Below are 20,814 nucleotides of genomic sequence, written 5' to 3'. Positions count from 1 at the left end.
CACGGGCGCTGCCTGCCTGCGTGCGCCTGCCGTGGCGCCCGCCGGTCAGGCGGCGGGTGCCAGGCCGGCGGCCAGGTGGTCGATCCACGCCCGCACGGCCGGCGGCAGAAAACGCTGCGCCGGGTACAGCAGCCAGGCCGTGCCTGAATAGGCCGTCTCGTGCCGCCAGCCCTCCAGCACGCGCACCAGCGTGCGGGCGGACAGGGCCTCCTGCGCCATGAAGCCCGGCAGGCTGGCGATGCCCAGGCCCGCCAGTGCCGCGTCGCGCCGCATGCCGCTGTGGTTGACGGCGTGGCGGCCATGCACCGGCACCGTCACCGCCTCGGCCTGCGCGCCGCTGCCCTGCCGCGTGAAGCGCCAGCGGGCGTCGTGCGGGTGCTCTCCCAGCCACAGGCAGTCGTGGCGCGCCAGGTCGCCCGGGGCGGCGGGCAGGCCGCGACCGGCCAGGTAGGCGGGGCTGGCGCACACGATGTGCTCCACCACCTCCAGCGGGCGCGCGGCCAGGCCCGGCGGCGGCGTGTCGGTCACCCGCAGGGCGAGGTCGATGTCCTCGGCGAACAGGTCCACCACCCGGTCGGTCACCACCAGTTGCAGCTGCACCTCGGGGTGCGCGGCCAGAAAGGGCGCCACCAACGGCTGCACGCGCTGCACGCCGTAGGCCTTCAGCACGCTCATGCGCACGCGGCCCCGGGGCTCGGCGCCGGGGCGATGGGCACCCGCCAGCTGCAGCACTTCGCGGGCGGCGGCCTCCAGCGCCTGGCAGCGCGCATGCGCCGCCTGGCCGGCGGCGGTCAGCCGCAGCTGGCGCGTGGTGCGCTCCAGCAGGCGCACGCCCAGCCGGGCCTCCAGCCGCGCCACCTGGCGGCTGACGGCCGAAGGCGTCAGCCCCAGGCCGCGCGCGGCGGCCGAAAAACTGCCGGCCGCCACCACGCGGGCGAACACGGCCAGGTCCGGCAGGGATTCGAGCGCGTCATTCATGCGGCGTGAGAACAGATGCTGTGCACAAGCGACCGATTATCAATCGACAAGCGCAAACGCACACTGGCCGCCATGACTACCCATGCCTTGCCGTCCGCCCGTTTCGCGCCTTCCGCCGACCTTGCGCTGCTGCTGGTCGCCGCCTGCTGGGGCGCCAGCTACGGCATGGCGCAGGGGGCGCTGGCCCATTACCCGGTGCTGGGCTTCCTGGCCGTGCGTTTTTTGCTCACCGCCGCCGTGCTGGCGCCGGCCTGCCGGAGGGCCCACCGGGCGCAGTGGGCGGCTGCGCTGGGCGCGGGCCTGCCGCTGGGCGCGCTGCTGATGGCGATCTTCGTGTGCGAGACCTATGGCGTGGCGCACACGCCGGCCGGCCGTGCGGCGCTGCTGATCAGCCTGTGCGTGGTGTTCACGCCGTTCGCCGAATGGCTGCTGCTGCGCCGCCGCCCGGCACCCGCCGTGTTCGGCTTCGCCGCCGTGTCGCTGGCCGGCGCCGCGCTGCTGACGGGCGGCTGGCCCTCGCAATGGGCCGTGGACGGGCTGGGCTGGGGCCGGGGCGAATGGCTGATGCTGGCGGCGGCCGGGCTGCGGGCCGTAATGGTGTGCGTGACGAGCCGGCTCACCCGCTGCCACGCCGAGGCCTCCACCCTGCACCTGACGGCGGTGCAGGCGGGCGTGGTGGGCCTGGGCTGCCTGGGCTGGGCCGCCGCCACGCAGGGCGGCCTGCCGCCGCTGCCCCGCGCGCCGGCCTTCTGGGGCGCCACGCTGTTCCTGGTGCTGGGGTGCACGGTGCTGGCCTTCGCGGTGCAGAACTGGGCCCTGCGGCAGCATTCGCCCAGCCGCGTCAGCCTGCTGATGGGGACCGAGCCCGTCTGGGGCGCGCTCTTCGCCACGCTGTGGCTGGGTGAGACGCTGGGCAGCGCGGGGTGGCTGGGGGGCGCGCTCATCGTCGCCAGCACGCTCTGGCTGACCGGCCGCAAAGGGCGGGGCTGACGCCGCCGGCGCGCAGGAGTCGGTGGATACTGCGCCCCAGCACACCGCGCTCCTGCCCTTTTCCGGCCGAAGAAACCATGCTCTCCACCGCCGACCGTCCCGACCCGGCCTCCGCCGACACCGCCGCCGACACGCCGGCCGCCCGCCGTGCGCTGCGCACCATCGCCGGCTTCGAGGCGCTCAAGGGCAGCGTCGCGCTGGTCGCGGGCGTGGGCGTGCTGGGGCTGCTGCACCGCGACCTGCACCAGATCGCCACCGCCCTGATCGGCCACGTGGGCTTGGAGCCCGGCGCGCATTACCCGGCGCTGCTGCTGGCCGGCATCGACCGCTGGTCCGGCCATGGCGACTGGCAGCTGCTCACCGCCATCGCCACTGCCTACGCGGCACTGCGCTTCACCGAGGCCTATGGGCTGTGGCGCGACAGGGCCTGGGGCGAATGGCTGGGCGCGCTGTCCGGCGGGCTCTACATACCGTTCGAGCTGTGGCACTGGCTGCACCGGCCCACCTGGGCGGCCAGCGCCGTGGTGCTGCTCAATGCCGGCGTGGTGGCCTACCTGGGCTGGCGGCTGTGGCGCCGGCAGGCTTGAGCCCGCATACTCGCCAGTTCACCCACTGCATCAGGAGCCACACCATGGCCAAAGGCGATCAACGCAGCAACAAGATGACCAAGAAGCCGAAGAAGGACACCAGCCTGCCCCCGGCGCTGCCCGGTGCGGGGTCGGTCTCGTCCCGACCCACACCGCCCACCACGGCCGTGATGCCCAAGGGCAAGCTGAAGAACAAGGCCGCTTGACCCTCCGTATAAGCTGCTATTAAAACCAGGCGGCATATGAATGGTGACTTAAATTCGGCTGGGTGATATAATCCCCTCCAGACGGCAGCATGGCACATGCCGCCGTCACCGCACGGAGCGGTTGGCCGGGACGACCCGCTGCCTGCCGCCCCGCGCGTTTTTCGCGGCCCCAGGCCGCCTTGCGGAACTGCCGAGCTGCAGCCCGCCGAGTTTTTCGATGCTCACGCCGGTTCGCCACCCACGGCCTGCGACTCCTGATTGCCCCTGATTTCCTCTCTCGCCATCTCCATGGGCCGATACGTCGTTTCGCCCGCGACACACCCGACCGACTGCGGACGCTTTCGCGCCTCCTTCTCGGTCCAGCGATCCCAAGGCAACGGCAGCTACTGCCGCATCTTCCGGTTCGACAGATTCTTCGCCTCGCGCGAAGCCGCCCGGCTCTTCGCCGTCACCCAGGGCTGGCTGCAGACCTCGATGGCCCACCCGCCTGCGTGCTGAGCCTGGGCCGGCACACGCTTTTTTCACCACGGGCTGCCGCGGACCTGCCGCCAGCCGGTTTCCAACGGCGCGCCGCGTTGCGCACCATCTTCAGAAAGACTCCACCATGAGCACCAAAATCTACGTGGGCAACCTGCCCTATTCCGTCGACGACGAAGCCCTGCGCAGCAACTTCTCGGAATTCGGCGGCGTCTCCTCCGCCAAGGTCATGATGGACCGCGACACGGGCCGTTCCAAGGGCTTCGGCTTCGTGGAAATGGTCTCGGCCGACGTCGCCCAGGCCGCCATCAACGGCCTGAACGGCATGTCGGTCGATGGCCGCTCCATCGTTGTGAACCTGGCCCGCCCCCGCGAAGCCACGGCGGGCGGCGGCGGTGGCTACCGCGCCAGCGGCCGTGCGGACGTCGGCTACGGCAACGGCGGCTTCGGCGGCGGTCGCTACTGACCTGCGCCCGCGCTTCTCGCGCTCCGTGAACCGGCTCCCTGGGGCCGGTTTTTTTTCGCCCGCGGCCACTCCAGGGGCGGCGGGGGCCGCGTCATCGCCATGTCACGCCGGGGCGGCATGGTGCGGGCTTTCGGTCTTCACCCTGGCTGTTTCCCATGAATTCCTTCTCCCTCGCCGCCGCCTGCGCCGCCCTCGCGTGCGCCGCCGCGCTGCCCGTGCACGCCCAAGGCGCCGCCCCGGCACCAGCCGCCTTCACCGCCACGCTGGCCGGCCATGCCGTGCTGCCCGCGCGCTCCTTCATCGCACCGCCCGCCGATGCGCCGGCCGACCTACGCACCAGCGGCAAGTTCACCACCGCCCGTCGGGTGGACGCGGTGGGCACGGTGGAGGGCCAGTCCGCCGGCCGGCCCACCGGCGTGTCGCTGCCCTTCCAGGGTCAGCCCGCGCAGGGCCATTCGGGCATCAAGCGCATGGCCGACGGCACCTTCTGGCTGCTGACCGACAACGGCGCCGGCGCCAAAGCCAATTCGCCCGACTTCATGCTCTACCTGAACCACTACGCGGTGGACTTCCAGAGCGGCGAGTTCAGGCGCTTGAAGACCGTCTTCCTGCACGACCCCGACAAGAAGGTGCCGTTTCGCATTGCCGAAGAAGGCACGAAGGAGCGCTATCTGACCGGCGCCGACTTCGACCCCGAGAGCTTCCAGTTCGCGGGCGGCGCGCTCTGGATCGGCGACGAGTTCGGCCCCTGGCTCATCAAGGCCGACCTGGACGGCCGCGTGCTGGCCGTTTTCGACACGCTGGTCGACGGCCGCGTGGTGCGCTCGCCCGACCATCCCGCCGTCACCACCGCCGGCGCGCCGGATGCGAAGGCGCCGGCGTTCGACATCAAGCGCTCCAAGGGCTTCGAGGGCATGGCCGCCAGCCCCGATGGCAGCAAGCTGTACGCGCTGCTAGAGGGCCCGGTGTGGGACGCCTCCGCCCAGGCCTATGAAGCCGTGGAAGGCGGCCGGCAGTACCTGCGCTTGCTGGAATTCGACGTGAAGGCGGAAAAGTGGACCGGCCGCCACTGGAGGTACGTGCTGGAAGCCAACCACCACGCCATCGGCGACTTCAACATGATCGACGGCAGCACGGGCCTGGTCATCGAGCGCGACAACGGCGAAGGCACGGCGGCCCATGCCTGCCCCGAGGGCGTGAAGCGCGCCGACTGCTTTGGCGACCTGGCGAAGTTCAAGCGCGTCTACAAGGTCGAGCTGACCGACGCCAATGCCGGCGGCCCGCTGCGCAAGCTGGGCTACATCGACCTCATGCGCATCCAGGACCCGAAACGCCTGGCGAAGAAGCCGCTCGACAACGGCGTGCTCACCTTCCCCTTCTTCACCATCGAGAACGTGGACGTGGTGGACGCCACGCACATCGTCGTCGGCAACGACAACAACCTGCCCTTCAGCTCCAGCCGCCTGCCCAACCAGGCCGACGACAACGAACTGGTGCTGCTGGAGGTGGGGGACTTTCTGCGCGCGCGCTGACCTGAACGCGGCTGCGGGCTCTGCGGGCAGCGGCTGCGCGGCCGGGGGGCGGGTGGCAGAATTCGCGGCTTTTGCTGCGTTCGCGCTCCGCCCGCCCCTCACCCGAAAGCCCGCGCCCCCATGTTCACAGGCATCGTCCAAGCCACGGCCGGCATCGCCGCCATCCACGACCGCGCCGGCCTGCGCACCTTCACGCTCGACTTCCCCGCGGGCTTCTGCGACGGCCTCGCCATCGGCGCCAGCGTGGCGACCGACGGCGTGTGCCTGACGGTGACCGAAATCGTCTCGCCCACCCGCGCCAATTTCGACGTGATGCTGCAGAGCCTGAACGTCACCACCTTGGGCAGCTACGCCGAGGGCGACCGGGTCAACGTGGAGCGCGCGGCCAAGGACGGGGCCGAGATCGGCGGCCATCCGCTCTCGGGCCACATCGACTTCACCGGCACGCTGGCCGAGCGGCGCGAGTTCGACAACAACCTGGTCTGGCGCGTGGCCGTGCCCGAGGCCTTTCGCCGCTACGTCTTCGCCAAGGGCTACATCGCCATCCACGGCGCCAGCCTGACGGTGGCCGAGGTGAACCGGCAGGAAGGCTGGTTCGAGGTCTGGCTGATTCCCGAAACCCGCCGCGCCACCGTGTTCGAGGGCAAGCGCGTGGGCGATGCGCTCAACATCGAGATCGAGCGCAGCACCCAGGTGGTGGTCGACACCGTGCGCGAGGCGGTGCAGGAGAGCCTGGGGCGCCTCACCCCGGTGCTGGAAGCGCTGCTGAAGGACAAGGGCCTGTCGCTGGACGACCTGGTGCAGCCGCCGGCCCTGCCGCGCTGACCGCTGGCGCGCGCCCGGTGCGGCGAATGGCAGCCATCTTTCGGGTGTTTTAGGCTTCCAGCGCTCATTCCATCGGCGCACGGTGCTATTAAAAATGTAGCAGTTTGTCCGAGTCTTCCCATGCCATCCCCTGCCGCTTCTCCGCCTGCCCATGGCTGACACCCGCTGGACGCTGCGCCCCTTGCGCACGGCCGACTTGCCCGCCCTGCTGGCGGTGCAGCGCGCCTGCTATGGCGACGGGTTGATCGAAAGCGAGGCGGTGTATGCCCGGCGCCTGGCCAGCCCGGCGCACCGGTCGCTGGCGCTGGTGGACTGCGCCGAGGGCGCAGCGGGCCGGCTGGTGGCCTACCTGGCCGCCTACCGCAGCACGCTCGGCCAGGTCACGCCGCTGCACGGCGATTTCGGCGGCGGGCCCGAATCCACGCAGGGCACCCTCTACCTGCACGACATGGCCGTGCTGCCCGCGTTCCACGGCCTGGGCCTGGCGCAGCGGCTGCTGGCCGCCGCCTGGCAGGGCGCCCGGGCCGACGGGCTGCGGCGGGCGGCGCTGGTGTCGGTGCAGGGCACGCAGGCCTATTGGGCGCGGCAGGGATTCGCCGTGCAGGCCCTCGCCCACGCGGCGCAGCGCGAGCGGCTGGCCGGCTATGGCGAGGGGGCGGTGTACATGGTGCGGGAAGGTTCAGGCTAGCGCGCCCGGTGCGCCCCGTTCCTCGGCCGCTTGCGCCACGATCCAGTCGCGGAACTGCCGCAGCGCCGGGTCGATGAGCGTCTCCGGCGGGTAGACCAGGTGATAGGCCAGGGGCGTTGGCAGCGCGGCGTCGCCCTGCACGCCGATCAGCGACCGCGCTGCCAGCTCGCGCGCCACCAGGGTGCGCCGCACCAGGGCGAATCCCTGGCCCGCCAGCGCGGCTTCCACGGCGCCGTTGGAATGGGCGAACACCACGCCCTGCGCGGCATCCACCCATTGCACGCCGGTCAGGCCCTGCGCCTGGCACCACAGCCGCCAGTCGTCGCGCTGGCCGTCGTGCAGCAGCCTCTCGCCCGTGATGTCCTGCAGGCGGGCCGTGCGGCAGGGCGCCACCAAGCGCGGGCTGCAGACGGCGATGAGCTCGTCGTCCAGCAGTCGCTCGGCCTGCAGCCCGGCGTAGGGGCCGCGGCCATGGCGCACCGCGAACTGCACGCCCTCGGCCTGCAGGTCCACCAGGCGCTCGGTGGTGCTCACATGCACGTCCAGCAGCGGCGCCTGCTGTAGAAAGGTCTGCAGGCGCGGCACCAGCCACTGGGCGGCAAAGCTCGGCGTGCAGCTGACCAGCACCACCCGCCGCTCGTGCGCCGCCAGCAGGCGCGACGTGGCCTGGCCGATGCGCGCCAGCGCCTCGCCGCAGGCCGACTGGTAGTCGCGCCCTGCGGCCGTCAGCGCGAGACCGCGCGCCTGCCGCTCGAACAGGGCGCAGCCCAGGAAGTCTTCCAGCTTGCGCACCTGCTGCGAAACGGCGCCGGGCGTCACGTGCAGCTCGGCTGCGGCACGGCGCACGCTGAGATGACGGGCCGCGGCCTCGAAGAAGCGGATGGCGATCAGGGGCGGCAGGCGCATCGTCGTTCAGTGTGGCTAAACAGATGTAGAGCATAAATCGTTTGTGCCAGCTCACCCTGCTTCGCACAATCTGCGTGCTTGACTGCACCGTTCGCCCGTCTCGCCACATCCTCCATGAACACCGCCAGCCTCATTCGCCTCGTCACCCTCGCAGCCCTCTGGGGCGGCAGCTTCCTCTTCGTGCGCATCACCGTGCCGGTGCTGGGCGCCGTGCCCACCACCTTCGGCCGCCTGCTGCTGGGGGCGGCGGGGCTGATGGCCCTGGTGGCAGTGGCGCGGCTGCGGCCGGCCTTCCACGGCAAGCTGGGTGCGGCGCTGGTGCTGGGGGTGGTAAATTCGGGCATTCCGTTCCTGATGTTCGCGCTGGCTGCCCGCGTGCTGCCGGCCGGCTACAGCGCCATCCTGAATGCGACCACGCCGCTCATGGGCGTGCTGGTCGGCGCACTGGCCTTTGGCGAGCGCATCACCGCGGCGCGCCTGGCCGGGGTGCTGCTGGGCATGGCCGGCGTGGCCGTGCTGGCGCAGGCCGGGCCGGTAGCGCTCACGCCCGAGGCGCTGGGCGGCATCGCGGCCTGCCTGGTCGCCACGGCCTGCTACGGCACGGCGGGTTTCCTCACCCGCCGCTGGATCGGCGCACGGGGCGGCCTCGACAGCCGCCTGGTCGCCCTGGGCAGCCAGTGGGGCGCCCTGCTGGCGCTGGCCCCGTTCGCGGCCTGGGAGGTCTGGCGCCAGCCCGACCTGCCCGCCGCGTGGCTGGCTGCGCCGCCGGTCGTCTGGGCCGCGCTGCTGGCCACGGGCCTGCTCTGCACGGCCTGGGCCTATGTGCTCTATTTCCGGCTGATCGCCGACGTGGGGCCGGTCAGGGCGCTCACCGTCACCTTCCTGATTCCGCCCTTCGGCGTGGCCTGGGGCTGGCTGGTGCTGGGCGAGGCGGCCACCTGGGCGCATGCCGCCGGGGGCGCGCTGATCGCCGCTGCGTTGTGGCTCGTGCTGCGGCCTGTGGCGCCGCCGCCGCGCACCTGACACCGGTGCTGCGCGGCGCTGGAGCGCTGGTCATAATGCCGCCATGCCCCACCGCTGGAAACCCAACGTCACCGTCGCCGCCGTCGTCGAACAGGACGGCCGCTTCCTGCTGGTGGAAGAAGACACCGCCGACGGCCGGCGCCTGAACAACCCCGCCGGCCACCTGGACCCGGGCGAGTCGCCCCAGCAGGGCTGCATCCGCGAAGTGCTGGAGGAAACCGCCCGCGACTTCACCCCCGCCGCGCTGGTGGGCGTGTACCTGAACCGCTTCACGCGCACCCGCACGGGCGACGACATCACCTACCTGCGCTTCGCCTTCGCCGGCAGCGTGAGCGAGCCCCATGCCTGGCGCTCGCTGGACGACGGCATCGTGCGCACGGTGTGGATGACGCTGGCCGAGATCGAAAGCTGCGCCGACCGGCTGCGCAGCCCGCTGGTGCTGGAATGCATTCGCGACTACCTAGCCGGCCAGCGCTTTCCGCTGGAGCTGGTGCACACGGACGCCACGGTGCTGCAGGCGCCCGTGCCGCGGCGCTGACGGAAGCGGGTCGGGCCCCTGAGGCCACTGGGGGGGCGCGGGTCACCCCTGCTCGAGGGGCGCGTCACACGTCTGCCGCGATGGCCGGCGAGCCGTGGCCCAGCGGGTCGAGCGTGATGTGGATCTGCGTGGCGTCGGCCAGCTCCGGCCGGCCGCCTTCGCCCACGTCGGCCAGGGCGGTGAACTGCCCGTCCAGGAAGAGGAAGGTCATGGCGCCGGCCAGGTCGGCCAGCGCTTCCTCGGCGGACGCGAAGCCGCTGGCCGCGATGGTGTCGTCGCCGTCCAGCTGATAGCGCCAGGTTCCCTCACCGGCGCCTTCGTCGCCATCGGTCTCCAGAATGCCCAGGTCCACCAGCTTGTCGCGCTTGTTGCTGCACAGCACACGGCCGGCCGACGCGTAGAGCGTGAACGGCTGGCCGGGCGGCTGGGTGGCGCCCGCCGAGGGCGTGGCCGGCTGCACGGGCGATGTGCGGATGCTGGGGGCGTCGGCCGCGGCGGCGGATCCGGTGGAGGGCAGGCGGGACATGGCGGCTCCTGGGTGCATGGGGTGGGAAGGCGGGCAGACGGCTGTGCGCGGCTGCGGCGGTCCGGGCCATCGTAGGCAGCGCCAGGCGTGCGCCGTGTAGGAAAAGGCGAGGGCCAGGGGACCGACACGCCACCCTCGGCGTCGATGGCCCGGCCTCGGCCAGCTCAAGGCTTGCGCCGCCCCGCCCAGAAGCCCCAGGCGATGCCGGCCACGCCCAGGGCCGCCACCAGGGCGGCGCCGCTGGCCATGCGCTCGCGTCGGCCGCCGGCCACGCCGGTGCCTTGCGACGGGGCGAAGAGATTGCCCTCGCTGTGCTGCGCGGGCTCGGCGCGCGCCAGGCCCCAGTCGGCCACCCAGCGCATGGCGCGGGCCACGCCGCCGGGCGCCACGGCATGCGCCATGCGGCCGGGCAGCGCGCCCAGGCCCAAAAAGGTCACGTCGCGCGGGCGCGGCACCTGGGTCAGGCCGACCACGGCGCGGGCCACGCGGTGCGGGTCCACCATGGGCAGCGCGGGGTCTATGGTGCGGCCGGTGTAGTTGGCGCCGTGGTCCAGGCCGGGCGAATCGACGAACGTGGGCGCGATGTCGCACACGTGCACCCAGGGCAGGTCGGCCACCTCGGCGCGCAGGCTCTCCGACAGGCCGCGCAGGCCGAACTTGCTGGCCGTGTACGCGGCCGCATAGGGCGCGGGCAGCCAGCCGCCGACCGAGATCATGTTCACCAGCAGGCCGCGACCGCGCTGGCGGAAGTGGCGCAGCGCGGCGTGCGCGCCGTGCAGGTGGCCCAGCAGGTTGGCCTCGATCACGCGGCGGTGTGCGGACAGCGGCACGTCGTCGAACCGGCCGATGGCGCCCACGCCCACGCCGTTGACCCACACGTCGATGTGGCCGAAGTGGCGCACGGCCTTGTCCGCCAGGGCCTGCACGGCGGCGGCATCGGTCACGTCGGTGGGCACGCCGATGGCGGTGCCGCCGGCGGCGCGGCAGGCCAGCGCCACGGGCGAGAGGGTGTCTGCGCTGCGCGAGGCCAGCACCAGCTTGGCGCCTTGCCGCGCGAAGGCGAGCGCGGTGGCGTGGCCGATGCCGCTGGAGGCGCCGGTGATCACCACCACCAGGGGCGGCGCGGGCTGCAAAGGGACGGCCGCGGGCGCGTCGGCGGAGGTGCGGGCCGGGGTGGATGCGTCGGAGCGAGGGCTGAAAAATCGCATACGGCGTTGTAGGCGGATGCGTGCGGCGCGGGCGTAGGACGCTGGCTGAAAACCGGCCCTGGCCTCGGCCCCCGGAGCCCCGGGGCGCAGGCGAGGCCATCGACCGGGGCGGCCGGGGCCGCAGCCGGTCAGCCGCCCACCACGGACCAGCCCACGTGCTGGTCGGCCTTGTCGTTCTCGTACTCCCACGCCGTGCCGCAGCGGTCGCAGCGGTAGCGGGTGATGGTGACGACACGCCCGTCCTCGCGCTCTTCCTTGCGGTTGCCGCGCTGCACCAGCTCGGCATGGCCGGGCGCCTTGCGCCAGTTGCGCTGGATGCCGGCGCAGGGCTCGCACAGCTCCATCTTCTTGAGTTCTTTCTGGCGTGCGGTGTCTTTGGGCATGGCGGGGTCCGGGCGGGTGGCGGTGGGGGCAGGGGACGGGCGGCGAACCGCCCGGTGTTCAGGCCAAAAAAGGGCTCTGGCGCTTATTCTACGGGCGCAAGGCGCTATTTAATCGATAGCAATGGGCGGCCACGCGCCCGTGAACGTGGCGCCGTCACGCCTGCGTGCCCACCTGCATCGGCCCGGGCGCGGGCGGCGGCTGCCACCCGGGCGGCAGGTCGGCCACGTGCACGCGGCGCTCGGGCACGGCGAAGGGCACGTCCAGCGCCTGCAGCGCGCGCATCAGCGCCAGGTTGATCTTCTGCTGCAGGTCCATGTAGACGTTGTAGCCCGGGTCCAGCACGATGTAGACCACCTCGTAGGTCAGGCCCGTCTCGCCGAACGCCTGCAGGTGGGCGCGGTCGAAGCGGGCGTTGGGCTCGGCCTCGATGATGCGGCGCACGGCCTGGGAGATGGCCTCGGCCGCCTCGGCGCTGGTGCCGTAGGGCACGCGGAAGTTGAAGACGATGCGCCGCTCGCGCATGTAGCGGTAGTTGTTGATGGTCTGCTTCAGCAGGTCGGTGTTGCTCATCACCACCTGCTCGCCGCTCAGGGCGCTGATGCGGGTGGTCTTCACGCCGATCTGCTGCACGGTGCCGGCCACGCCGCCCACGACGATGAAGTCGCCCACCTCGAAGGGCTTGTCCACCGCGATGGCGACCGAGGCGAACAGATCGCCCAGCACGCTCTGCACCGCCAGCGCGATGGCGATGCCGCCCACGCCCAGGCTGGCGACGAAGGCGGTGATGTTCACCCCCACGTTCGAGAGGATGGCCAGCAGCACGGTCGCCCAGAGCAGCGTGCGTAGCCCCCACGACATCAGCGTGGCCGACGCGCTGATCTGCGTGGGGCTGGTGGCGCCGTGGTGCACGCGGTAGCGCTCCACCACCAGCGCGGTCGCCCGCGTGCCCCAGAGGCCCACCTGCAGCGCCACCGCCAGGAACCACAGCTGCTCCACCCGCGCGGGCCAGCGGCCGGGCAGATCGAGCATGCCGGCGCCCACCAGCAGGGCGGCCAGCACGATCAGCAGGTGGCTGGTGCCCGAAAGCACCTCCATCAACAGCTGCGCCGGCCCGCGGTGGGCGTCGTGCTCGCTCGCCACGCGGCGGGCGCGGGCCACGGCCCAGCCCTGCAGCAGCGTCAGCACCAGGTAGGTGACGACGGCGGCCACGGCGGCGATCAGCAGGCTGGCGGCCGACATGCCCCAGAAGGTTTCGGCGTGCAGCCAGGCGGTGGCGGAGGCGATATCCATGCAGTGGAGTCCTTTATCGGGGTGTGGAGGAGTGGGAACAGCGTGGCGTGGGCCAGCGCTGGGGCGAGAGGGCGGAGCCCTTCGGCCGGCTCAAGGAGCGAGCGGGCAGGGCCCGGGGCTCAGGGCCTGCGCGCTACCGTTCGGGCCGCGCCGGGCTGGCTCTGCGACCCATGCTAGAAAAGGCCGGGCCCTGCCCACGTAGTCCGAGGCCGACGGTGGCCCGCGCCGGGCCGCCCCTGCAGCCCTGGCGTCAGCCGGCCGCAGCCTCGTCCAGGTCGTCCGTGCCCAGGCTGTCGTCCGCCGGGCCGTAGTACACCGCCTGCGCGGCCGCCACCGTGTCGTAGCGCGGGTCCAGCCAGCACTGCACGATGCCGTTGGTCCAGCCGAAGCCGTCCTGCAGCGGGTATTCGCCGCCGTCGCCGCCGCAGGGCGCATCGCGCTCGGTGGCGCGCAGGGCGTATTTCTCGACCAGCTTGCCTTCGCGCTGGTAGACGGCGCGCACCGTGTCGATCCAGCGGCGGCGCACCTCCAGCGCCAGCGCCTTGTGGCCGTAGCGTTCCAGACCTCGCACGGCCATCCACTGCAGGGGTGCCCAGCCGTTGGGGCGGTCCCACTGCTGGCCGCTGGCGCATTCGGTGGTGGCCAGGCCCCCCGGCGCCAGCAGGCGCGCCTCCACGGTGCGGGCCACCGCGGCGGCCTGCGCGTCGGTCGCCATGCCGGCGTAGAGCGGCACCACGGTGGCGGCCGTCAGGCAGCCGCGCAGCGTGCCGGTCTTCCAGTCGTAGTCGAAGTACGCGCCTTCCGACTCGCTCCAGAGCAGCCGGTTGACCGCCTCGCGCCGGTGCGCGGCCAGGTCGTGGAAGTGGCGCGCCGTGGCCAGGTCGCCGCTCGCCTGGCTGGCCTTGGCGATGGAGACTTCCATGCGGTAGAGGAACGCGTTCAGGTCCGCCGGCAGCAAGTCGGTGGTGCAGATCTGCGACAGCTGCAGCGTGGCCTCGTCGGCGGGGTCCGGGGCGCGCAGCCAGCGGGTGGAGAAGTCCCAGCCCGACTCGCAGGCGGCCCGCAGGTCGCGGTAGACCTCGGGCGAGGGGCGGTCCGCGCCCGAGGCGGTTTCCACGTCTTCGCGCCACGATTCCTCTCGCGGCGTGTCGCGGTCGTCCCAGTAGCGGTTGAGCACCTCGCCGCCGGCCAGCGCCACCACGCGGCGGCGCGCGTCGCCCGGGTGCAGCACGTGCAGGCCGTCCATCCAGAAGGCATGCTCCTTCAGCATCTGCGGCAGGTAGTGCGACACGGGCGGGCCGCCGGCCAGCGCGGTCAGCTCGGCCATCGATGCGAAGAGCGGCGGCTGCGAACGGCTGAGGTAGTAGGTGCGCGTGCCGTTGGGCACGAAGCCGAAGGCGTCGATCAGCCGGGCGAAGTTCTCGGTCATGCCGTGCAGCAGCGCCTGGCGGCCGCTGGCCGCCAGGCCCAGCATGGTGAAGTACGAATCCCAGTAGTAGAGCTCCGCGAAGCGGCCGCCCGGCACCACGTAGGCGTGGGCCATGGGCAGGGCGGTGCCGCGCTCGGGGTGTTCCTGCGGCCTGCGCGTCAGCACGGGCCAGAGGGCCTCGATGTGCTCGGCCATCGACAGCCCGGGCGTGCCCACGTAGTCGTCGTTGCTGATCTCGGGCGGCGAGAAATGCGCCAGCACGAAGGCGCCCAGGTCGAACCCCGGGCGCGCATGCTCGGCGCGGTAGGCGGCGAGGATGGCCTCGGGCTCGCCGCGGGGGGCGCAGTCCACGAAGGTCTTGCTGTCGCCGAAGACCTGCTGGCTCTGCACGGCGATGAACAGCTCCTGGTAGCGGTCGGCCGGCGTGCAGTGGTCGCAGGGCGGCGCGCCGGGCACCTGCACCCGGGAGAGGTTGATGCGGTAGGCCGGGTGGCGGCCGGTGGTGCGCGGTGCGCTGGAGCCGGACTGGGCGGGGGCAGCGGCAGCGGGGGACGGCGGTGCGATCGTGGCGCTCATGGCTATGCGGTTCCTACTGCTCCGCATAGTTCCACAAAAGTCCGCCATCCACCACCAGCGTGGCGCCGGTGATGTAGGCCGCGTCGGGCGAGGCGAGGAAGGCCACCGCGCCCGCCACGTCGCGCGGTTCGCCCATGCGGCCCAGCGGGATCTGGGCCTGCAAGGCCGCCAGCTTGTCGGGCTGCTTGAGCAGGTCGTCGTTGATGGGCGTGCGGATGGCGCCCGGCGCCACGTTGTTCACGGTGATGCCCAGCGGCGCCAGCTCGATGGCCATGTTGCGCATCAGCATGCGCAGGCCGCCCTTGCTGGCGCAGTACGAGGTGAAGTGCGGGAACGGCAGGTCTTCGTGCACCGAGCTCATGTGGATGATGCGGCCCGGCCGCCCGGCGTCCCGCAGCGCCCGGGCGAAGGCCTGGGCGGTGAAGAACGCGCCCTTCAGGTTCACCTCCAGCACGGTGTCGTAGTCGTCCTCGGTGGTGTCCAGGAAGTCGGCGCGCAGCTCCAGCCCGCCGTTGTTGACCAGCACGTCCAGCCGCCCGAAGGCGTCGTGCGCCTGCGCCACCATGGCCTGCATGCGGGGCACGTCGCGCAGGTCGCCGGCGAACACCTGGCAGCGCACGCCGTGGGCCTCGATGGCACGGCGGGCGTCGGCCGAGCGCTCGTCCTCCTCGCGCACGTGCAGGGCGATGTGCGCGCCTTCCCGCGCCAGCCGCTCGGCCACGCCCAGGCCGATGCCCTGCGCGGCGCCGGTGACCAGCGCCACCTGGCCCGCCAGGCGGGCGCGGCTGGCGGGTTCGGGTTGCGGGGCTGCGGACGGCTGCCGCGGCGCGGCGTGCGAGGGGTGTTCGGCGGGGGCGGTCATAGCGGCAGCATGGCCGAAGCGGCGCGGCCCGGGTGAAGGACGAGGGCGCGCGTGCTCGTGGAAATCCACCCGTTTTTGAAGCCTTTTCGGGCGGTACCGCCCATTCCATCAGCGCGGGTAGCTATTGTTTTAATAGCGAACGGCCAGCGGCGAGCCCCGCTTCCGGTTCAGGACAGCGGCTTGGGCACCAGCTCCACCGCCACGCCGCGCGCCGTGACGGTGATGGCGCCGGGCTGCAGGCCCAGGCCGTCGGGCAAGGCCAGGTCTTGCGGGCGCAGGGTGTGCAGCACCACCTCGCGCAGCGACTCGCGCGCCAGCTGCGGGCCGTATTGCGACAGCAGCGCGGCGGCGTCGGGGCGCAGGTCGGGAAATTCCAGCGCGTTCAGCTGCAGGTCGTGCGCCCGCACGGTGCGGTCCGAGGGCTCATAGCGCAGGGCGAATTCCACGTCCAGCCGGCCGGGGTAGCTGCGCCGCAGCAGGGGGCCGCCCGCGTCCACCGCCATGTCGGCGGCCAGCCGGTTGCGCTCGGGCTTGAGCGCGATACGCGGCGCCTGCACGTTCAGCTCCAGCAGTCCTGCCAGCGGAAAGCGGCGCGGGAAGCGCCCGGCCACCGCCTCCTCGATCTCCTCGCGGGTCACCGTGTAGCGGGGCCCGGCCGCCGCCAGCCGGGCCGCGCCGAGCGTGGCGAACAGGGCGGCGGGCAGGGTGAGGATCAGGGAGCGGCGTTGCATGGGGGTGACGGGGTCGGAGCGGTAGAGGCGTCGATGACGCGGCAGCGTGGCCGGCCATCCTACCGTCGGATCGCGCGCGGTCTGTAAGCTCGTGTGGTTGCCCGGCCCCGGGGCAGCAGATGCGCCGTCGGCCGACGCGGCAGGCGGCGCCACCCATGCCAGCATGTCGGCCAAAGGTGCGCGCCGCCCCGTGCCGCCGGGGCCGCCGCGCTCGCGCCCTGCCCACTTCTTCCATCGGAGGCTCCCGCCATGCTGCTCCAAGGCTCCTGCCACTGCGGCGCCGTCCGCTACCGCGTCACCGCGCACGAACCCGTGCCCTTCATGCGCTGCTACTGCTCCATCTGCCGCAAGACGGCGGGCAGCGGCGGCTTCGCCATCAACCTGGGCGCCGACCGGCGCACGCTCGAGGTCGAGGGGGAAGAACACCTGTCCGTGTACCGCGCGCGCATGCCCGACGGCTCGCGCAGCCCGGGCGAGCGCAATTTCTGCCGGCAGTGCGGCACGGCGCTCTGGATGTTCGACCCGCGCTGGCCGGACCTGCTGCACCCGCATGCCGGCGCGGTGGACACGCCCCTGCCGGCGCCGCCCGCCGTCACGCACATGATGCTGGGCTCCAGGCCGCACTGGGTGGAGGCGCACATCCAGGCACAGGACGACTCGTTCCAGGAATACCCCAAGGCCTCGCTGGCCGAATGGCACGAACGGCACGGGCTGACGTCGCCGTGACGCCCCGCGCCGTGCTGGCGCCGGCGCCGGCCCCGGAGGAGCTGGTGCCCGCCGACATCGATTTCGCCGCCCCCGCGCAGGAGGTGGCGCGCCGGCTCATCGGCGTCACCCTGCTGGTCGCCGGCGTGGGCGGCCGCATCGTGGAGACAGAAGCCTACGACCAGGCCGACGCCGCCTCGCACACCTTCGGCGGCCCCACGGCGCGCAACGCCGCCATGTTCGGGCCGCCCGGCCACGCCTACGTGTACCGTTCCTACGGCCTGCACTGGTGCCTGAACACCGTCTGCCGCGAGGCCGGCCACGGCGCCGGCGTGCTGCTGCGCGCGCTGGAGCCCACGCACGGGCTGGACGCGATGCGCGCCCGGCGCGGCCTGCAGGAGGCACGCCTGCTGTGCGCCGGCCCCGGGCGGCTGGCGCAGGCGCTGGGCATCGATGCGCGGTGCAATGGCCAGTCGCTGACCCAGGCACCGTTCCAGCTGCTGGAGCCGGCGCTGGGCGCTGCGGCCAGCGCCTGCGCCGAGGTGGCGGTGGGGCCGCGCATCGGCATCTCCAAGGCGGTGGACGTGCCCTGGCGCTTCGGCGAGCGGGGTTCGCGCTACCTCAGCCGGCCCTTCGCCGCCGCGCCCGTCAGGCCGGCACGGGGCCGTCCGGTGGGCTGATCGGCCGGCCGGCGGGCGCATCGCCAGGCAGGGCGCAGCCCGCCAGCGCCGCGCGCAGCTGCGCATGCTCGGCGCCGTCCCAGTGCGGCGGCAGCTGGTGCTTGGCCTGCAGGTAGTGGTGGGTGAACACGTCCAGGTACGCCTGCAGCACCTGCGCGGCCCGCGCCTCGCCCGCCAGCTCCAGGCACAGCCCGGCCACCTCCGCCGTGCAGAAATGGTCGCCCCGCGTGGAGCGCCGCAGCCGGTAGCGCGACAGCTGCTCGGGCTGCAGGCTCAGCACGGGCAGGGCGTCCAGGTAGGGGCTCTTCCTGAACATCTTGCGCGCCTCCGGCCAGGTCGCGTCCAGCAGCACGAAGAGCGGCCGGCGGACGGGCGCCGCCACGCCGCCGGTGCCGGCGGGGCTTGCCGCCCGCAGCTGCGTCACCACCCGCGCCGGCTCCACGAACTCGCCCGGAAACACCACGTAGGGCTGCCACTGCGGGTCGCGCAGCAGCGCCAGCAGGGCCGGGTCCACCTGCGTGCGCGCCCAGCCGAAGGCCCAGGTGTCAGCCACCACGTCGGCGATCAGCCAGCCGGTGTTGCTGGGCTTGAGCGGCTCGATGTCGGCCATCAGCAGGCACACCCCGGCCGCGGTGGGCACCCCCGGGCGCAGGCCGCACAGGCAGTGGCTGGGCACCAGGCGGCAACCCGGGCAGCGCTCGCCCCGGGGGCCGCCCCGGGCCAGGAAGGGCTTGGCGCTGCGCGCCAGGCGGGCGGTGCGCAGGCGGGAGACGGCGTGGGGAACGTGGGGTGGCACGGCTTGACCCGCGCCATCATCAGGGAAATCGATCAATCCAGCTCTTCCATCAGCGCAATGGTGCGTGCGAGCAATGGCGGCAAGGCGCTCTGCGCCACGTTCCACACGGTGCCGACATGGACGGTGGCATAGCCGTGAATCAGCTGGTTCCGGAACGCCACGATCTGGGCCAGATCAGGTATGCGTGCGGCCAGTGCAGCGTCGGTTTTAGCCAACTGGCCCAGCGCCTCGCCAATGATTTCGAATTTGCGCTCGACCGCCGCCTGGGCCATCTCGTTGCGGGCGTAGGCTTCGGCATCCATTCCCTGCAAAAAGCGCTGGATGGCTTGCGCAGCCTCCTGCACGTCCCACAGGAAAGCGCGCGGATCACGCTGCGACATACACCGGCTCTCGCGATCGGTTGATGCTTGCCAGCACGTAGGGGTTGCGCACCGCGCCGGGCTCGACCAGATCCACGGGGCGGCCCAGCAGTTGTTCCAGCGCCGCCTTGGTGCCGAAGAACGACTGCAATCCCACGGGCGCGTGGGCGGCGAATTCCACCAGGAAGTCCACATCGCTGCGCTCCGGGTCAAAGTCTTCAGCACGGGCCGCGGAGCCGAACACCTCCAGCCTGCGCACGCCGAAGCGCTGGCAGATGGCCGCGATGCGCGGCAGGTGTTGGGCGATGGCGGAATGCATGACGCGATTCTAGGGAAGCTCTCGTGCAGAGGGTCCCCAGGGAGCCCCGATGCGGTCTGCGAGAAGTGGGTTAGGCGGCGCCCACATGCTCCAGCTCGAAGAGCGGCACCTCCGCCTCCCGGCTTAGCCAGAGGCCGCCGCCCAGCTCCACGAAATGCTCGCGCAGGCCGCGGCGGTACAGCGCGGCGCTGTGGCGGAAGACGCGGCCGTCAGTGAGGTCCTCGTCGACGATGTCGCGCTCGAAGTCCTCGCGCGAGACGGCTTCCAGGTAGAGCGCGCCCCGGCAGAGGCGCCCCAGGTTGCGCAGCGCCGCCGCCAGGTCGGGCTCGCTCAGGTAGGGCAGCACGCCCTGGCAGATGACGAAGTCGAACGGCTCGGGCGCCGCATAGTCGACCACCGAGCCCCGCTGCCAGCCGAAGCGCTCGCACAGGTAGGGGCTGAATTCCACGCCCTTGTAGCGGGCGGCGGGCAGGTGCTTTTCGACGATGCCCTTCCACAGGCCGATGCCGCAGCCCACGTCGAGTACGCGCAGCACCGGCACCCGCAGGTAGTGCAGGTAGCTGCAGACGAAGGTGCCCAGCCGCTCCATGTGGGCGGGGTCCACCACGCTGGTCTTCTTGTCGAAATAAAAGCGCTGATAGTAGGCCTCGTCGAAGGTGCTGGGGCTGGCGGATGGCAAGGGCGGTCCTCGGGGCGTGAAGAAGATGAAGAACGGGCGCGCGAAGGCAGGGCCGGAGTATCCCGCAGTCGTTCGGCCGGCCGGGGCGGCGCCCACAATGGCGGCCATGGAAGACCACGACACCGCCATCCCCCCGCCGCAGGACGCCTGGATCGCCACGCCCGCCGGCCGCCTGTTCAGCCGGCGGTGGAGCCCTGCCGCCGCAGCATCGCAAGCCGCGGGTTCCGGGCCGCGCGCGCCCATCGTGCTGTTTCACGATTCGCTGGGCTGCGTGGAGCTGTGGCGCGACTTCCCCGCCGTGCTGTGCCAGGCCACCGGCCGCGACGTCATCGCCTACGACCGGCTGGGCTTCGGCCGGTCGGACCCCCGAGCGGGCGTGCCGCCGCCGGACTTCGTCGCCGAGGAGGCGGCGCTCGGCCTGCCCGCGCTGCGCGCCCACTGGGGCGTGGGGCGCTTCGTGGCGCTGGGGCACAGCGTGGGCGGCGGCATGGCGGCGCACTGCGCGGCGGCGGCGCCGGGCGATTGCGAGGCGCTGGTGACCATCGCCGCTCAGGCCTGCGTGGAGGCGCGCACGCTGCAGGGCATTCGCGAGGCCCAGGCGCAGTTTGCCGCCAGCCCCGGGCAGCTCGACCGGCTGGCCCGCTACCACGGCGGCAGCACCGAGCGGGCGCGCTGGGTGCTGTCCGCGTGGGTCGACCGGTGGCTGGATCCGGCCTTCGCCGGCTGGTCGCTGCAAGGCGCCATGGCCCGCGTTACCTGCCCGGTGCTGGCCCTGCACGGCGAGCGGGACGAGTACGGCTCGCCCGATCAGCCTGCCCGCATCGCCCACTGGGCGGCGGGGCCGGCGCAGGTGTGCATGCTGCCCGGCCAGGCGCATTCGCCGCACCGCGAACAGCCGGCCGCCGTGGCGGCGCGGGTGGCGGACTTCCTGGCCCGCACGCAAGCAAATTGAGAGGGAAATTGCCTTCCCGCGCCGGTGGTTTCAGCGCTGCCTGCTATTGGCTTCATAGCAAAAGAATCGTCCGTGCCGTCCGTGCCGTCCGTGCCGTCCGGT

The 20,814-nt window shown here is 72.5% G+C and carries 26 protein-coding genes; 13 read left to right on the top strand and 13 right to left on the bottom strand.

Annotated elements, in window-relative coordinates:
- Positions 1–45 precede the first annotated feature (45 nt).
- Positions 46–978: a LysR family transcriptional regulator gene (locus ABWV53_RS05330; RefSeq protein ID WP_353363689.1), complete on the bottom strand. Its 933-nt coding sequence runs from the start codon at positions 976–978 to the stop codon at positions 46–48.
- A gap of 72 nt (positions 979–1,050) precedes the next feature.
- On the opposite strand from ABWV53_RS05330, the gene ABWV53_RS05325 reads away from it, so the two are divergent.
- From ABWV53_RS05325 to ABWV53_RS05290, 8 genes are all read left to right on the top strand, one after another.
- Positions 1,051–1,968 carry a DMT family transporter gene (locus tag ABWV53_RS05325; protein ID WP_353363687.1) on the top strand — a complete coding sequence of 306 codons (918 nt, stop codon included), beginning with the start codon at positions 1,051–1,053 and terminating at the stop codon, positions 1,966–1,968.
- 77 nt (positions 1,969–2,045) lie between these two features.
- Positions 2,046–2,555 (top strand): DUF2127 domain-containing protein, encoded by a 510-nt coding sequence (locus tag ABWV53_RS05320; protein ID WP_353363685.1) that lies wholly within the window; start codon positions 2,046–2,048, stop codon positions 2,553–2,555.
- Between the two features lie 44 nt (positions 2,556–2,599).
- Entirely contained in the window at positions 2,600–2,761 is a 162-nt protein-coding gene (locus ABWV53_RS05315) for a hypothetical protein (RefSeq protein ID WP_353363683.1), read from the top strand.
- A gap of 288 nt (positions 2,762–3,049) precedes the next feature.
- Complete coding sequence (locus ABWV53_RS05310; RefSeq protein ID WP_353363681.1) at positions 3,050–3,259, top strand: hypothetical protein; 210 nt, start codon at positions 3,050–3,052, stop codon at positions 3,257–3,259.
- Between the two features lie 106 nt (positions 3,260–3,365).
- Positions 3,366–3,704, top strand: a complete 339-nt coding sequence (gene rbp / locus ABWV53_RS05305) for an RNA-binding regulator (protein ID WP_353363679.1) — start codon at positions 3,366–3,368, stop codon at positions 3,702–3,704.
- A 155-nt stretch (positions 3,705–3,859) separates the two neighbouring features.
- Positions 3,860–5,236 (top strand): esterase-like activity of phytase family protein, encoded by a 1,377-nt coding sequence (locus ABWV53_RS05300; RefSeq protein ID WP_353363677.1) that lies wholly within the window; start codon positions 3,860–3,862, stop codon positions 5,234–5,236.
- Positions 5,237–5,356: 120 nt separating this feature from the next.
- Positions 5,357–6,061 carry a riboflavin synthase subunit alpha gene (locus ABWV53_RS05295; RefSeq protein ID WP_353363675.1) on the top strand — a complete coding sequence of 235 codons (705 nt, stop codon included), beginning with the start codon at positions 5,357–5,359 and terminating at the stop codon, positions 6,059–6,061.
- Between the two features lie 151 nt (positions 6,062–6,212).
- Complete coding sequence (locus tag ABWV53_RS05290; RefSeq protein WP_353363673.1) at positions 6,213–6,749, top strand: GNAT family N-acetyltransferase; 537 nt, start codon at positions 6,213–6,215, stop codon at positions 6,747–6,749.
- Here ABWV53_RS05290 and gcvA read toward each other — a convergent pair.
- A complete protein-coding gene (gene gcvA / locus ABWV53_RS05285) occupies positions 6,741–7,655 on the bottom strand; it encodes a transcriptional regulator GcvA (protein ID WP_353363671.1) in 915 nt (304 codons plus the stop codon). The two genes, ABWV53_RS05290 and gcvA, sit on opposite strands and share 9 nt — an antisense overlap.
- Before the next feature lie 114 nt (positions 7,656–7,769).
- Here gcvA and ABWV53_RS05280 point away from each other — a divergent pair, with 114 nt between their 5' ends.
- Both ABWV53_RS05280 and ABWV53_RS05275 read left to right on the top strand, forming a co-directional pair.
- Positions 7,770–8,678, top strand: coding sequence for a DMT family transporter (locus ABWV53_RS05280; RefSeq protein ID WP_353363669.1), 909 nt, complete (start codon positions 7,770–7,772; stop codon positions 8,676–8,678).
- Positions 8,679–8,721: 43 nt separating this feature from the next.
- A complete protein-coding gene (locus ABWV53_RS05275; RefSeq protein WP_353363667.1) occupies positions 8,722–9,216 on the top strand; it encodes an NUDIX hydrolase in 495 nt (164 codons plus the stop codon).
- A 64-nt stretch (positions 9,217–9,280) separates the two neighbouring features.
- Here the strand turns inward: ABWV53_RS05275 and ABWV53_RS05270 are convergent, their stop codons facing one another.
- The 7 genes from ABWV53_RS05270 to ABWV53_RS05240 form a co-directional block, all read right to left on the bottom strand.
- A complete protein-coding gene (locus ABWV53_RS05270; RefSeq protein WP_353363665.1) occupies positions 9,281–9,742 on the bottom strand; it encodes a hypothetical protein in 462 nt (153 codons plus the stop codon).
- A gap of 164 nt (positions 9,743–9,906) precedes the next feature.
- Complete coding sequence (locus tag ABWV53_RS05265) at positions 9,907–10,950, bottom strand: SDR family oxidoreductase (RefSeq protein ID WP_353363663.1); 1,044 nt, start codon at positions 10,948–10,950, stop codon at positions 9,907–9,909.
- Positions 10,951–11,078: 128 nt separating this feature from the next.
- Positions 11,079–11,333 carry a hypothetical protein gene (locus ABWV53_RS05260; RefSeq protein WP_353363661.1) on the bottom strand — a complete coding sequence of 85 codons (255 nt, stop codon included), beginning with the start codon at positions 11,331–11,333 and terminating at the stop codon, positions 11,079–11,081.
- 154 nt (positions 11,334–11,487) lie between these two features.
- Positions 11,488–12,624 (bottom strand): mechanosensitive ion channel family protein, encoded by a 1,137-nt coding sequence (locus tag ABWV53_RS05255; protein ID WP_353363659.1) that lies wholly within the window; start codon positions 12,622–12,624, stop codon positions 11,488–11,490.
- 250 nt (positions 12,625–12,874) lie between these two features.
- Positions 12,875–14,629: an alpha,alpha-trehalase TreF gene (gene treF, locus ABWV53_RS05250; protein WP_353363657.1), complete on the bottom strand. Its 1,755-nt coding sequence runs from the start codon at positions 14,627–14,629 to the stop codon at positions 12,875–12,877.
- A gap of 13 nt (positions 14,630–14,642) precedes the next feature.
- Positions 14,643–15,491: an SDR family NAD(P)-dependent oxidoreductase gene (locus ABWV53_RS05245; protein ID WP_353363655.1), complete on the bottom strand. Its 849-nt coding sequence runs from the start codon at positions 15,489–15,491 to the stop codon at positions 14,643–14,645.
- Positions 15,492–15,658: 167 nt separating this feature from the next.
- Positions 15,659–16,222 carry a DUF1439 domain-containing protein gene (locus tag ABWV53_RS05240; protein WP_353363653.1) on the bottom strand — a complete coding sequence of 188 codons (564 nt, stop codon included), beginning with the start codon at positions 16,220–16,222 and terminating at the stop codon, positions 15,659–15,661.
- A gap of 249 nt (positions 16,223–16,471) precedes the next feature.
- On the opposite strand from ABWV53_RS05240, the gene ABWV53_RS05235 reads away from it, so the two are divergent.
- Both ABWV53_RS05235 and ABWV53_RS05230 read left to right on the top strand, forming a co-directional pair.
- Positions 16,472–16,948, top strand: coding sequence for a GFA family protein (locus ABWV53_RS05235; RefSeq protein ID WP_353363651.1), 477 nt, complete (start codon positions 16,472–16,474; stop codon positions 16,946–16,948).
- Positions 16,915–17,607, top strand: a complete 693-nt coding sequence (locus ABWV53_RS05230; protein ID WP_353363649.1) for a DNA-3-methyladenine glycosylase — start codon at positions 16,915–16,917, stop codon at positions 17,605–17,607. Before ABWV53_RS05235 ends, ABWV53_RS05230 begins: the two co-directional genes overlap by 34 nt.
- On the opposite strand, the gene ABWV53_RS05225 is transcribed toward ABWV53_RS05230, so the two are convergent.
- The 4 genes from ABWV53_RS05225 to ABWV53_RS05210 form a co-directional block, all read right to left on the bottom strand.
- Positions 17,576–18,403, bottom strand: coding sequence for a tRNA-uridine aminocarboxypropyltransferase (locus ABWV53_RS05225; RefSeq protein ID WP_353363647.1), 828 nt, complete (start codon positions 18,401–18,403; stop codon positions 17,576–17,578). The two genes, ABWV53_RS05230 and ABWV53_RS05225, sit on opposite strands and share 32 nt — an antisense overlap.
- A 32-nt stretch (positions 18,404–18,435) precedes the next feature.
- A complete protein-coding gene (locus ABWV53_RS05220; protein WP_353363645.1) occupies positions 18,436–18,783 on the bottom strand; it encodes a HepT-like ribonuclease domain-containing protein in 348 nt (115 codons plus the stop codon).
- Positions 18,770–19,081, bottom strand: a complete 312-nt coding sequence (locus ABWV53_RS05215; RefSeq protein ID WP_353363643.1) for a nucleotidyltransferase family protein — start codon at positions 19,079–19,081, stop codon at positions 18,770–18,772. Before ABWV53_RS05215 ends, ABWV53_RS05220 begins: the two co-directional genes overlap by 14 nt.
- Before the next feature lie 70 nt (positions 19,082–19,151).
- A complete protein-coding gene (locus tag ABWV53_RS05210; protein WP_353363640.1) occupies positions 19,152–19,760 on the bottom strand; it encodes a class I SAM-dependent methyltransferase in 609 nt (202 codons plus the stop codon).
- A 106-nt stretch (positions 19,761–19,866) separates the two neighbouring features.
- Here ABWV53_RS05210 and ABWV53_RS05205 point away from each other — a divergent pair, with 106 nt between their 5' ends.
- Positions 19,867–20,712, top strand: a complete 846-nt coding sequence (locus tag ABWV53_RS05205; protein WP_502903833.1) for an alpha/beta fold hydrolase — start codon at positions 19,867–19,869, stop codon at positions 20,710–20,712.
- Positions 20,713–20,814 lie beyond the last annotated feature (102 nt).

Origin of the sequence: Acidovorax sp. FG27, from assembly GCF_040365715.1 — a bacterium.
Lineage (GTDB): Bacteria > Pseudomonadota > Gammaproteobacteria > Burkholderiales > Burkholderiaceae_C > Paracidovorax.
This window is presented reverse-complemented; position numbering and strand designations above follow the sequence as displayed.

Excerpts from the sequence above, each read along its gene's own strand:
- treF (WP_353363657.1), bottom strand. The coding sequence starts at position 14,629 with ATGAGCGCCACGATCGCACCGCCGTCCCCCGCTGCCGCTGCCCCCGCC.
- ABWV53_RS05245 (WP_353363655.1), bottom strand. The coding sequence starts at position 15,491 with ATGACCGCCCCCGCCGAACACCCCTCGCACGCCGCGCCGCGGCAGCCG.
- ABWV53_RS05290 (WP_353363673.1), top strand. The coding sequence starts at position 6,213 with ATGGCTGACACCCGCTGGACGCTGCGCCCCTTGCGCACGGCCGACTTG.
- gcvA (WP_353363671.1), bottom strand. The coding sequence starts at position 7,655 with ATGCGCCTGCCGCCCCTGATCGCCATCCGCTTCTTCGAGGCCGCGGCC.
- ABWV53_RS05260 (WP_353363661.1), bottom strand. The coding sequence starts at position 11,333 with ATGCCCAAAGACACCGCACGCCAGAAAGAACTCAAGAAGATGGAGCTG.
- ABWV53_RS05220 (WP_353363645.1), bottom strand. The coding sequence starts at position 18,783 with ATGTCGCAGCGTGATCCGCGCGCTTTCCTGTGGGACGTGCAGGAGGCT.
- ABWV53_RS05280 (WP_353363669.1), top strand. The coding sequence starts at position 7,770 with ATGAACACCGCCAGCCTCATTCGCCTCGTCACCCTCGCAGCCCTCTGG.
- ABWV53_RS05235 (WP_353363651.1), top strand. The coding sequence starts at position 16,472 with ATGCTGCTCCAAGGCTCCTGCCACTGCGGCGCCGTCCGCTACCGCGTC.
- ABWV53_RS05315 (WP_353363683.1), top strand. The coding sequence starts at position 2,600 with ATGGCCAAAGGCGATCAACGCAGCAACAAGATGACCAAGAAGCCGAAG.
- ABWV53_RS05215 (WP_353363643.1), bottom strand. The coding sequence starts at position 19,081 with ATGCATTCCGCCATCGCCCAACACCTGCCGCGCATCGCGGCCATCTGC.
- ABWV53_RS05320 (WP_353363685.1), top strand. The coding sequence starts at position 2,046 with ATGCTCTCCACCGCCGACCGTCCCGACCCGGCCTCCGCCGACACCGCC.
- ABWV53_RS05230 (WP_353363649.1), top strand. The coding sequence starts at position 16,915 with ATGGCACGAACGGCACGGGCTGACGTCGCCGTGACGCCCCGCGCCGTG.
- ABWV53_RS05270 (WP_353363665.1), bottom strand. The coding sequence starts at position 9,742 with ATGTCCCGCCTGCCCTCCACCGGATCCGCCGCCGCGGCCGACGCCCCC.
- ABWV53_RS05255 (WP_353363659.1), bottom strand. The coding sequence starts at position 12,624 with ATGGATATCGCCTCCGCCACCGCCTGGCTGCACGCCGAAACCTTCTGG.
- ABWV53_RS05240 (WP_353363653.1), bottom strand. The coding sequence starts at position 16,222 with ATGCAACGCCGCTCCCTGATCCTCACCCTGCCCGCCGCCCTGTTCGCC.
- ABWV53_RS05325 (WP_353363687.1), top strand. The coding sequence starts at position 1,051 with ATGACTACCCATGCCTTGCCGTCCGCCCGTTTCGCGCCTTCCGCCGAC.
- ABWV53_RS05295 (WP_353363675.1), top strand. The coding sequence starts at position 5,357 with ATGTTCACAGGCATCGTCCAAGCCACGGCCGGCATCGCCGCCATCCAC.
- ABWV53_RS05330 (WP_353363689.1), bottom strand. The coding sequence starts at position 978 with ATGAATGACGCGCTCGAATCCCTGCCGGACCTGGCCGTGTTCGCCCGC.
- ABWV53_RS05265 (WP_353363663.1), bottom strand. The coding sequence starts at position 10,950 with ATGCGATTTTTCAGCCCTCGCTCCGACGCATCCACCCCGGCCCGCACC.
- ABWV53_RS05300 (WP_353363677.1), top strand. The coding sequence starts at position 3,860 with ATGAATTCCTTCTCCCTCGCCGCCGCCTGCGCCGCCCTCGCGTGCGCC.
- rbp (WP_353363679.1), top strand. The coding sequence starts at position 3,366 with ATGAGCACCAAAATCTACGTGGGCAACCTGCCCTATTCCGTCGACGAC.
- ABWV53_RS05275 (WP_353363667.1), top strand. The coding sequence starts at position 8,722 with ATGCCCCACCGCTGGAAACCCAACGTCACCGTCGCCGCCGTCGTCGAA.
- ABWV53_RS05310 (WP_353363681.1), top strand. The coding sequence starts at position 3,050 with ATGGGCCGATACGTCGTTTCGCCCGCGACACACCCGACCGACTGCGGA.
- ABWV53_RS05205 (WP_502903833.1), top strand. The coding sequence starts at position 19,867 with ATGGAAGACCACGACACCGCCATCCCCCCGCCGCAGGACGCCTGGATC.